Source organism: Streptomyces sp. NPDC127106 (assembly GCF_042677605.1).
GTDB lineage: Bacteria > Actinomycetota > Actinomycetes > Streptomycetales > Streptomycetaceae > Streptomyces.
In genome coordinates this window covers 78,131-88,345 of record NZ_JBHXTC010000030.1, presented here as the reverse complement: position 1 = coordinate 88,345, position 10,215 = coordinate 78,131, and the positions used below count along the sequence as shown (strand labels likewise).

Sequence of the window (10,215 nt, the reverse complement as noted above, 5' to 3'; positions counted from 1 at the left end):
ACCCCCCCCCCCCCCAACCCCTGTGGACCGGGGGTTTGGGGGGCTGGGTGTTGTTTTTAAGAGCGCGCGCGGGGGGTGGCGCTCTTCGTCCGCTGCCCGGTCGGCGGACGCTCACTCCTCCCGTTCGGGCGGGCCCGGCGGAACGGGAGGAGTGAGAAGAAGCACGAAGAACCGAAGGGGCCGGGGCGCACCCCGGCCCCTTCGGACGCCGTTCCCGGGCGGCCCGCGCCGCGCCGCGCCGCGCCGCACCGCATCGGACCGCACCGGCCCTGCCCGGCAGGGTGTCCGCCCGTCAGGCGTAGACCGGTCCGGTGAACTTCTCGCCCGGTCCCTGGCCCGGCTCGTCCTGGACGACCGACGCCTCGCGGAACGCGAGCTGGAGCGACTTCAGGCCGTCGCGCAGCGGGGCCGCGTGGAAGGAGCTGATCTCGGTGGCGCTGGCCGTGACCAGGCCGGCCAGGGCCGTGATCAGCTTGCGGGCCTCGTCGAGGTCCTTGTGTTCGGAGTCCGGCTTGTCCAGGCCCAGGTTGACCGCCGCGGCGCTCAGCAGGTGCACGGCCACCGTGGTGATCACCTCGACGGCGGGCACGTCCGCGATGTCACGCGTCAGGGCGTCGTAGTCGGGGGCCTGGTCGGCCTCGGCGGCGGGAGAGGGGGTCGCGTCAGTCATGTCCCACACGATAAGCCGGGTCGCGCGGACCCCTGACCTGGCACCGGGTGAGCAGGTCTGGCGCGGAATGCTATATTGGGCTAACGACCGGCCGGAGACGTAAGTCCCCGGCCCACAAGTGGAGGCTCCGTTCTCCCACCTGACCGCCCTCCGGGGCGGCGGGTCACCGGTCAGGCGGCATCCATCGTTCCGTACGGACGATGGAAAGCCGCCCGATGTTGCGCCCCGCGGTTCGCATGCGGCGGTGCTCCGGTTGTCTTGGAGCCCCTGCCTGTGCCCGTCGGGGCATTTTTGTTGTCCCGCCGCGGTTGGTCATGACGACACAGACGTCAGCGGCTGTCTGCCTGACAGCCGTGTGGTGCTACCGAGGAGGATCCATCAGCACCGAGCCCCGCATCAACGATCGGATTCGTGTCCCTGAGGTGCGACTCGTCGGTCCCAGCGGCGAACAGGTGGGCATCGTCCCGCTTGCGAAGGCGCTTGAACTCGCGCAGGAGTACGACCTGGACCTTGTCGAGGTCGCAGCGTCTGCACGGCCGCCGGTCTGCAAGCTCATGGACTACGGCAAGTTCAAGTACGAGTCGGCCATGAAGGCCCGTGAGGCGCGCAAGAACCAGGCGCACACGGTCATCAAGGAGATGAAGCTCCGGCCGAAGATCGACCCGCACGACTACGACACCAAGAAGGGTCACGTCGTTCGGTTCCTCAAGCAGGGCGACAAGGTCAAGATCACGATCATGTTCCGTGGTCGCGAGCAGTCCCGGCCGGAGCTCGGCTACCGACTGCTGCAGCGTCTGGCGGAGGACGTCCAGGAGCTCGGTTTCGTCGAGTCGAACCCGAAGCAGGACGGCCGCAACATGATCATGGTTCTCGGTCCCCACAAGAAGAAGACCGAGGCGATGGCCGAAGCCCGCGAGGCCCAGGCCGCCCGCAAGGCCGAGCGCCAGGGTGCGGCCGCCGCCAAGGAAGCGGATGCCGCGGAGGGCGACGAGGTCGCGCCTGCCGAGGCTCCCGACGCCGCTGCCGACGCCTCTGGCGAGGCACAGGCCGAGGCCTGATCCCGGGGCATCCGGTCCCGGATCACCGACACACCATGACGTTCCTGCAAGCCGGTCCGGTACCGGACCGGCTGGGAATGCCACTGACGAGGAGATAACGGCGCCATGCCGAAGAACAAGACGCACAGCGGTACGAAGAAGCGCTTCAAGGTCACCGGCTCCGGCAAGGTGCTCCGCGAGCGCGCCGGCAAGCGCCACCTGCTCGAGCACAAGTCGTCCAAGCTGACGCGTCGCCTCACCGGCAACGCCGAGATGGCCCCGGGCGACGCCGCGAAGATCAAGAAGCTTCTCGGCATCTGACGTTCCGCCCCTACCGGGGCGGGACGCCAAGACCGGTACCCCATCGAACTTTCGGGCCGCGTGAACACACCCGCGGCCCCGCTACAAGGAGTTAAAAAGTGGCACGCGTCAAGCGGGCAGTAAACGCCCACAAGAAGCGCCGGGCGATCCTCGAGGCGGCCTCCGGCTACCGCGGTCAGCGTTCGCGCCTGTACCGCAAGGCCAAGGAGCAGGTCACCCACTCGCTGGTCTACAACTACAACGACCGCAAGAAGCGCAAGGGCGACTTCCGTCAGCTGTGGATCCAGCGCATCAACGCCGCTGCCCGCCAGAACGGCATGACGTACAACCGCCTCATCCAGGGTCTGAAGGCCGCCAACGTCGAGGTGGACCGCAAGATCCTCGCGGAGCTGGCCGTCAACGACGCCAACGCGTTCGCCGCGCTGGTCGAGGTCGCCCAGAAGGCGCTCCCGGCCGACGTGAACGCCCCGAAGGCCCCGGCTGCCGCCTAAGCATCGCGCTTACGCAGCCGGCCCCTTCACTGGCTTCAGCCCGGACCCGCAGGCCCTGTGCCTGCGGGTCCGGTGCGTGTGGGGTCGGTGCGTGTGGGGCCGCCGTGAGGCGCCCGGAACCGCCCCACCCCGCCCCGCCTCGTCAGACCCGCAGTAGACCCGCAGTACGCACGGAAGAGAGCCGACCGACCATGGGTACCCCCGCCCCCGCCGAGCTGATCTCCCCCCGGTCCCCGCGGGTGGCCGCCGCCAGGCGGCTGGCACGGCGCAACTTCCGCACCAAGGAGCGCCGCTTCCTCGCCGAGGGCCCCCAGGCCGTCCGCGAGGCCGTCGAGCACCGTGGGGCCACCGGTCCCACCCTGATCGAGCTGTTCGCCACCGTCGAGGCCGCCGAGCGCTACGGCGACATCATCGACGCCGCCCGCGCCGCCGGCGTCCGCGTCCACCACGCCTCCGACGAGGTGCTCGCCGAGGTCTCGCAGACCGTCACCCCCCAGGGGATCGTCGGCGTCTGCCACTTCCTCGACTCGCCGTTCGAGGAGATCCTCGCCGCCCGGCCCCGGCTCGTCGCCGTTCTCGCCCACGTCCGCGACCCCGGGAACGCCGGCACCGTGCTCCGCTGCGCCGACGCCGCCGGCGCCGACGCGGTCGTCCTGACCGACGCCTCCGTCGACCTGTACAACCCCAAGTCCGTCCGCGCCTCCGTGGGCTCCCTCTTCCACCTGCCCGTCGCCGTCGGCGTGCCCGTGGACCGGGCCGTCGAGGGGCTGCGCGCGGCCGGCGTGCGGATCCTCGCCGCGGACGGGGCCGGCGAGGACGACCTGGACGCCGAGCTCGACGCGGGGACCATGGGCGGCCCCACGGCCTGGGTCTTCGGCAACGAGGCCTGGGGCCTGCCCGAGGAGACCCGGGCGCTCGCCGACGCCGTCGTACGCGTCCCGATCCACGGCAAAGCCGAAAGCCTGAACCTCGCCACGGCCGCCGCCGTGTGCCTCTATGCTTCCGCGCGTGCACAGCGGGCGCCCGGAGGGTGCCGCTCCGTGACCCCCAGCTAGTAATGTGGCCGCCCGGGGGGCCCACTGCGCTACTCGGAGATGTGGGGTACGGGGACATGACCGTCGGTACGAACAGCTCGCCAGCGGCCACGAACGCGGCCGGGACGCCCTTCCTGGGAGCCGTGCCCGCACAGCACCCGGGCAGCGGCCGCACCGGCCCGGACAACGCCGACCCCACGGGCCTCGGCATCGACCCGGACGACCTGCCCGACGGGCTCGTCATCGCCGACGACACCGGCCGGGTCATCTGCTTCAACTCCGCCGCCGCCCGCCTCACCGCCCTCGCCCCCGCCGAGGCCCTCGGCGCCCGCATCGACCGGGCGCTGCCGCTGGAGGACCTCGACGGCCGCCGCTGGTGGGCGCTCACCGACCCGTACGGCGGCCTGGCCACCCGCCGCGGCCAGCCCGAGCGGAACCTCCTGCTCCCCGGCGGCCGCGAGGTCCTCGTCTCCGCCCGGTACGTACGCGCCCACCCCACCGGCCCGCTGCGCCGCCTCGTCGTCACCCTGCGCGGCACCGAGGCCCGCCGCCGCACCGAGCGCAGCCACGCCGAGCTGATCGCCACCGTCGCCCACGAGCTGCGCTCCCCCCTGACCTCCGTCAAGGGGTTCACCGCGACCCTCCTCGCCAAGTGGGAGCGGTTCACCGACGACCAGAAGCGCCTGATGCTGGAGACCGTCGACGCCGACGCCGGCCGCATCACCCGCCTGATCGCCGAACTCCTCGACATCTCGCGCATCGACTCCGGGCGCCTGGAGGTCCGCCGCCAGCCCGTCGACATCGCCACCGCCGTCGGCCGGCACGTCCAGGCCCTCACCGCGAACGGCCAGGCCCCCGACCGGTTCCTCGTCCGCGTGAGCCGCTCCCTGCCCGCCCTGTGGGCCGACCCGGACAAGATCGACCAGATCCTCGGCAACCTCCTGGAAAATGCGGTGCGCCACGGCGAGGGAACCGTCACCATCGACGTATCGCCGACCAGCCTGACGAACGCAGCGGGCAAGATCGAGAAGGGAACCGCCGTCACCGTGACCGATGAGGGCCCCGGTATCCCCGAGGAGTCGATGGGCCGCGTCTTCACCCGCTTCTGGCGGGGCAGCAAGCGCGGCGGCACCGGCCTGGGCCTGTACATCGTCAAGGGCATCGTGGAAGCCCACGGCGGGACCATCACGGTCGGCCGTGGCCCCGGCGGCGGCGCAGAGTTCCGATTTATCCTGCCCGTCGGCGCGCCCGCGTACCTCGCGCAGTAGCACCAACACTGCGGAGCGTCTCGCCAGGCGGCCCTCGGGCTCCTCACCTCCCCCGCGGCCCGTAGACTCGTCCTTTGGCACCTTTGTGTCCTTGTGTCGAGCTCCTTGTGTCGAGCGGGGACCTCCAGCCAGCCCATCGGAAGTACGGGAAGAGATGTCGGCACCGAACAAGTCGTACGACCCTGTCGAGGTCGAGGCACTGAAACCGGAAGAGATCGAGCGCATGCGGGACGAGGCGCTCGCCGCCTTCGCGGCCGCCGGCGACCTCGACGAACTGGCGCACGCGAAGACCGCCCACGCCGGCGGCACCTCGCCGCTCGCCCTCGCCAACCGCGAGATCGGCGCGCTGCCCCCGCAGGCCAAGGCCGAGGCGGGCAAGCGCGTGGGCCAGGCCCGCGGCGCCGTGAACAAGGCGTACGCGGAGCGCCTCGCCCAGCTGGAGGCCGAGCGCGACGAGCGCGTGCTGGTCGAGGAGGCCGTGGACGTCACGCTGCCGTACGACCGCGTCCCGGCCGGCGCCCGCCACCCCCTGACCACGCTCATGGACCGCATCGCGGACGTCTTCGTGGCCATGGGCTACGAGGTCGCCGAAGGCCCCGAGGTCGAGGCGGAGTGGTTCAACTTCGACGCCCTCAACTTCACGCCCGACCACCCGGCCCGCCAGATGCAGGACACGTTCTTCGTCCAGGGCCCCCAGGGCGTCGAGGGCGACGAGTCCGGTGTCGTGCTGCGCACCCACACCTCGCCGGTGCAGGCCCGCTCGCTGCTGGAGCGCCGCGAGCCGCCCGTGTACGTCGTCTGCCCGGGCCGGGTGTACCGCACCGACGAGCTCGACGCCACGCACACCCCGGTCTTCCACCAGGTCGAGCTGCTGGCCGTCGACGAGGGCCTGACCATGGCCGACCTCAAGGGCACCATCGACCACATGGTCAAGGCGCTCTTCGGCGAGGACGTGACCACCCGCCTGCGCCCGAACTTCTTCCCGTTCACCGAGCCGTCCGCCGAGATGGACATGCAGTGCTACGTGTGTCGCGGCGCGTCGGTGGGCAACCCCGACCGCCCCTGCCGCACCTGCTCCAGCGAGGGCTGGATCGAGCTCGGCGGCTGCGGCATGGTCAACCCGAAGGTGCTCACCGCCTGCGGTGTGGACCCGGAGAAGTACAGCGGGTTCGCCTTCGGCTTCGGCATCGAGCGGATGCTGATGTTCCGGCACAACGTGGAAGACATGCGAGACATGGTCGAGGGTGACGTCCGGTTCACCCGACCCTTCGGGATGGAGATCTGATGCGGGTCCCGCTTTCTTGGCTGCGGGAGTACGTCGACCTGCCTGCGGGCGAGACCGGTCGTGACGTGCAGGCCAAGCTCATCGACGCCGGTCTGGAGGTCGAGACCGTCGAGCAGCTCGGCGCGGACCTCACGGGCCCCCTCGCCGTCGGCCAGGTGCTGACCATCGAGGAACTGGAGGGCTTCAAGAAGCCGATCCGCTTCTGCACCGTCGACGTCGGCCGCGCCAACGGCACCGGCGAGCCCCAGGAGATCGTCTGCGGCGCCCGCAACTTCTCCGTCGGCGACAAGGTCGTCGTGGCGCTGCCCGGTGCGGTCCTGCCCGGCGACTTCGCCATCGCCGCGCGCAAGACGTACGGCAGGAACTCGCACGGCATGATCTGCTCGGGCGACGAGCTCGGCATGGGCGACGACGGCACACACGGCATCATCGTGCTGCCGCCGGAGCACGAGGTCGGCACCGACGCGATCGAGCTCCTGGAGCTCGTCGACGAGGTCCTCGACATCGCCGTCACCCCGGACCGCGGCTACTGCCTGTCGATGCGCGGTGTGGCCCGCGAGACCGCCACCGCGTACGGCCTGCCGCTGCGCGACCCGGCGCTGCTCGACGTCCCGGCGCCCAACTCCTACGGCTACCTCGTCAAGATCAACGACCCGTCCGGCTGCGACCGCTTCACCGCGCGCACCGTCACGGGCCTCGACCCCGAGGCGAAGTCCCCGATCTGGCTCAAGCGCCGCCTGCAGAAGGCGGGCATGCGTCCGATCTCCCTCGCCGTGGACGTCACGAACTACGTGATGCTGGAGCTGGGCCAGCCGCTGCACGCCTACGACCGCTCCCGCCTGGACGGCGCCATCGGCGTCCGGCGGGCCGAGCAGGGCGAGAAGTTCACCACCCTCGACGGGGTCAAGCGGACCCTCGACGCCGAGGACCTGGTGATCACCGACAACAGCGGGCCGATCGGGCTCGCGGGTGTCATGGGCGGTGCCGACACCGAGATCGCCGACTCCCTCACGGACCCGGAGACCGGCCAGGTCACCGGCACCACGGACGTCGTCGTCGAGGCCGCACACTTCGACCCGATCGCGATCTCCCGCACCGCCCGCCGCCACAAGCTGTCCTCCGAGTCCTCCAAGCGCTTCGAGCGCGGCGTCGACCCGCAGGCCGCCTCCGCGGCCGCGCAGCGGACCGTCGACCTGCTCGTGCTGCTCGCCGGCGGCACCGCCGAGGCCGGCGTGACCGAGCTCGTCGCCCCGGGCGCCCCGCGCACCGTCGCGATGCGCGCGGACCACCCGGACAAGGTCGCGGGCGTGGACTACGGCCGCGAGACCGTCGTCCGCCGCCTCCAGGAGGTCGGCTGCGACGTCTACGGCCAGGACGAGCTCGTCGTCACCGTCCCGTCGTGGCGGCCCGACCTCGCCGAGCCGAACGACCTCGCCGAAGAGGTCATCCGGCTGGAGGGCTACGCCAACCTCCCGTCGACCCTGCCCCAGGTGCCGTCGGGCCGCGGTCTGACCGCCCGCCAGCAGCTGCACCGCCGGGTCGGCCGGGCGCTGGCCGGCGCGGGCTACGTCGAGGCGCTGAACTACCCGTTCCTCGGCGAGCAGGTCTTCGACCAGCTCCAGCTGCCCGCGCACGACGCCGCCCGCCGGGTCGTGAAGCTGGTCAACCCGATCTCCGACGAGGAGCCGGCGCTGCGCACCACGCTGCTGCCGGGCCTCCTCCACGCGCTGCGCCGCAACGACAGCCGCGGCAGCCACGACCTCGCCCTGTTCGAGACCGGTTCGGTCTTCCGGGCCGGCGACCGGCCGGGCGTCGCGGTGCGGCTGCCCGTCGACCGCCGTCCCACGGACGAGGAGATCGCCACGCTCGACGCCGCCCTGCCGGCCCAGCCGCGGTACGCCGCGGTCGTGCTGGCCGGAGCGCGCGAGCAGGCCGGCTGGTGGGGCAAGGGCCGCCCGGCCGACTGGGCGGACGCGGTCCAGGCCGCGCGGGCGCTGGCCGTCGAGGCCGGTGCGGAGCTGGTGGTCCGCCAGGGCCAGTACGGCCCCTGGCACCCGGGCCGCTGCGCCGAGCTCGTCGTCACCCTCGACGGGGTCGAGCAGGTCATCGGCCACGCCGGCGAGCTGCACCCGCGCGTCGTGAAGGCACTGGGCCTGCCGGCCCGCACCAGCGCGATGGAGCTCGACCTCGACCGCCTCGCGGCGGCCGGCGGCGAGGCCGTGGAGGCGCCCCGGATCTCCTCCTTCCCGGTGGCGACCCAGGACGTCGCGCTGATCGTCGACGCGTCCGTCCCGGCGGCCGACGTCGAGGCGGCCCTGCGCAAGGGTGCGGGCGAACTGCTGGAGTCGCTGCGGCTGTTCGACGTGTTCACCGGCGAGCAGGTGGGTGAGGGCAAGAAGTCCCTGGCGTACGCGCTGCGCTTCCGCGCGGCCGACCGCACGCTGACGGTCGAGGAGTCCACGGCCGCCCGTGACGCGGCGGTGGCGCTGGCCGGCGAGCGCACCGGGGCGGTGCTGCGCGGCGCCTAGTCGCGTGCTGAGTCCCGCGTAGGGCCAGGTGAGGGGCGTATCCGGTGAACCGGATGCGCCCCTCACTCATTCGGGTGAGAACGGCCCTCGGCCGTGTCCCGGGGCGGGCCGGCTCGCGAGAATCGAGGCGGCCGGGTGACCGGGACCGGACACGGGAGTCCCAAGGATGATCACGCGTGGGGAGATGCCCCAGCTGCGCCGGGCGGGCGTCCTCGCGTGGGGCGGCGCCGCGGTGTCCTGGGAGCTGTTCACGCCCGGGCGGCCGCTGTGGGCCGGCCTCGCCAGCTGCGCCGCCTTCCTGCTCCTCGCCGCCGGCTGCGCCCAGCACGTCCGGCGCGGCCTGAAGGCCCGGCTCAGACGCTCCCAGGAGATCGCGGGCGCTGCCCAGCGGGCCCTGCTGCGGCCCCTGCCGGGGCGGATCGAGGGCCTCGCGGTGGCGGCGGCCCAGCTGTCGGCCAGCCGGGGCGCGGCGGTCGGCGGCGACCTGTACGAGGCCGTGCCCACCCCGCACGGGGTGCGGGTCGTCATCGGGGACGTACGCGGGCACGGTCTCCCGGCGCTGGCGGCCGCGGCCGCGGTGCTGGGCGCCTTCCGGGAGGCGGCCTACGACGAGGCCTCGCTGGCCGGGGTGCTGCGGCGCATGGAGCGGGCGCTCGGCCGGCACGTACGGGAGCGGGCCCGGGCGGAACACCCGTCCGCCTGTCAGGCCGCGCCCGAATCCCCGTCCGCGGAGGAGTTCGTGACCGTGCTGCTGCTGGAGATCGGGCGGGACGGTGCCGTGACGGCCCTCAACTGCGGGCACCCGTGGCCGATCCTGCTGCGCCGCCCGGACGAGCCGCTGGAGCCCTGCGGGGCCGTTCCGTACGCCGCCGCCCCGTCCCGGAACCGAGTGGTGCTCTCCGTGCCCGCGCCGCGCCCGCCGGCGGGGCCGGCAAGGGCCGGGCCATGGACGAGGAGAGGGTGTGCGTTCCGGCCGGCTGCGGGGCGGGAAGCGGAGGAGGCACCCGCTCCGGAGGGAGTGCGGGTGCTCGACGGGGGCGATCCCCTGCCACCGCTCGGGGTGGTGCCCGTGCCCGACGGGCTGGTGGCGGGGGAGTGCGGCCAACTGCTCCCCGGCGACGTCCTGTTCCTGCACACCGACGGCGCCGAGGACGCCCGCGACGCCGCCGGCCGGTTCTTCCCGCTGCCCCGCGTCCTGGCCGGGCTCCTGGCCCGGCAGCCGGCGCCCACCCCCGCGCGGCTGGTCGCGGGCGTGCACGCCGCACTGCTGCGCCACACCGGCGGGCGGCTCACCGACGATGTGGCCCTGCTGGTCCTCCGCAGCGACCGCTGCGCCTGAACCCCGTACCCGGACGGCAACCGGAACCGCACACCGGGCCCCGGTGGGAGGGCCCGGCGCGCGTTCCTCCCGGCCCCTGCCGGGACCCGGTGACCAACCGGGCGCCGGCGGGGCCGAGGCGCGCCGCCCGCCTGCCGTGGAGTGTCGGGCAGACAACAGGCCGGGCGGCGCGGTGCGGGTCGTCGCACTGTACGAGGGGGAGCCGACGACCCGGGCTGCCTCTTTGGCGAGGCTCTTCAGTG

The 10,215-nt window shown here is 73.0% G+C and carries 9 protein-coding genes; 8 read left to right on the top strand and 1 reads right to left on the bottom strand.

The window, feature by feature from the left end; all coding sequences use genetic code 11:
• Positions 1–292 precede the first annotated feature (292 nt).
• Positions 293–670, bottom strand: coding sequence for a DUF1844 domain-containing protein (locus tag ACFVGY_RS23750; protein ID WP_361096121.1), 378 nt, complete (start codon positions 668–670; stop codon positions 293–295).
• 353 nt (positions 671–1,023) lie between these two features.
• Between ACFVGY_RS23750 and infC the strand changes: the two genes are divergently transcribed.
• From infC to ACFVGY_RS23710, 8 genes are all read left to right on the top strand, one after another.
• Positions 1,024–1,728, top strand: a complete 705-nt coding sequence (gene infC, locus ACFVGY_RS23745) for a translation initiation factor IF-3 (protein ID WP_385680504.1) — start codon at positions 1,024–1,026, stop codon at positions 1,726–1,728.
• A gap of 105 nt (positions 1,729–1,833) precedes the next feature.
• Positions 1,834–2,028, top strand: a complete 195-nt coding sequence (gene rpmI / locus ACFVGY_RS23740; RefSeq protein WP_114056849.1) for a 50S ribosomal protein L35 — start codon at positions 1,834–1,836, stop codon at positions 2,026–2,028.
• A gap of 98 nt (positions 2,029–2,126) precedes the next feature.
• Positions 2,127–2,519 carry a 50S ribosomal protein L20 gene (gene rplT / locus ACFVGY_RS23735; protein ID WP_385680494.1) on the top strand — a complete coding sequence of 131 codons (393 nt, stop codon included), beginning with the start codon at positions 2,127–2,129 and terminating at the stop codon, positions 2,517–2,519.
• A gap of 191 nt (positions 2,520–2,710) precedes the next feature.
• Positions 2,711–3,574: a TrmH family RNA methyltransferase gene (locus tag ACFVGY_RS23730; protein WP_385680492.1), complete on the top strand. Its 864-nt coding sequence runs from the start codon at positions 2,711–2,713 to the stop codon at positions 3,572–3,574.
• Positions 3,575–3,630: 56 nt separating this feature from the next.
• The gene (locus tag ACFVGY_RS23725; RefSeq protein ID WP_385680490.1) at positions 3,631–4,821 is read left to right on the top strand and encodes an ATP-binding protein; all 1,191 of its coding nucleotides are present in this window, start codon (positions 3,631–3,633) and stop codon (positions 4,819–4,821) included.
• A gap of 154 nt (positions 4,822–4,975) precedes the next feature.
• Complete coding sequence (gene pheS, locus ACFVGY_RS23720) at positions 4,976–6,106, top strand: phenylalanine--tRNA ligase subunit alpha (protein ID WP_385680488.1); 1,131 nt, start codon at positions 4,976–4,978, stop codon at positions 6,104–6,106.
• Positions 6,106–8,634 carry a phenylalanine--tRNA ligase subunit beta gene (gene pheT / locus ACFVGY_RS23715; RefSeq protein WP_385680486.1) on the top strand — a complete coding sequence of 843 codons (2,529 nt, stop codon included), beginning with the start codon at positions 6,106–6,108 and terminating at the stop codon, positions 8,632–8,634. Before pheS ends, pheT begins: the two co-directional genes overlap by 1 nt.
• Positions 8,635–8,800: 166 nt before the next feature.
• A complete protein-coding gene (locus ACFVGY_RS23710; RefSeq protein ID WP_385680484.1) occupies positions 8,801–9,973 on the top strand; it encodes a PP2C family protein-serine/threonine phosphatase in 1,173 nt (390 codons plus the stop codon).
• Positions 9,974–10,215: the final 242 nt, after the last annotated feature.

Coding starts and splice junctions, on each gene's coding strand:
- ACFVGY_RS23750 (WP_361096121.1), bottom strand. CDS start 670: ATGACTGACGCGACCCCCTCTCCCGCCGCCGAGGCCGACCAGGCCCCC.
- pheT (WP_385680486.1), top strand. CDS start 6,106: ATGCGGGTCCCGCTTTCTTGGCTGCGGGAGTACGTCGACCTGCCTGCG.
- ACFVGY_RS23710 (WP_385680484.1), top strand. CDS start 8,801: ATGATCACGCGTGGGGAGATGCCCCAGCTGCGCCGGGCGGGCGTCCTC.
- pheS (WP_385680488.1), top strand. CDS start 4,976: ATGTCGGCACCGAACAAGTCGTACGACCCTGTCGAGGTCGAGGCACTG.
- ACFVGY_RS23725 (WP_385680490.1), top strand. CDS start 3,631: ATGACCGTCGGTACGAACAGCTCGCCAGCGGCCACGAACGCGGCCGGG.
- rpmI (WP_114056849.1), top strand. CDS start 1,834: ATGCCGAAGAACAAGACGCACAGCGGTACGAAGAAGCGCTTCAAGGTC.
- ACFVGY_RS23730 (WP_385680492.1), top strand. CDS start 2,711: ATGGGTACCCCCGCCCCCGCCGAGCTGATCTCCCCCCGGTCCCCGCGG.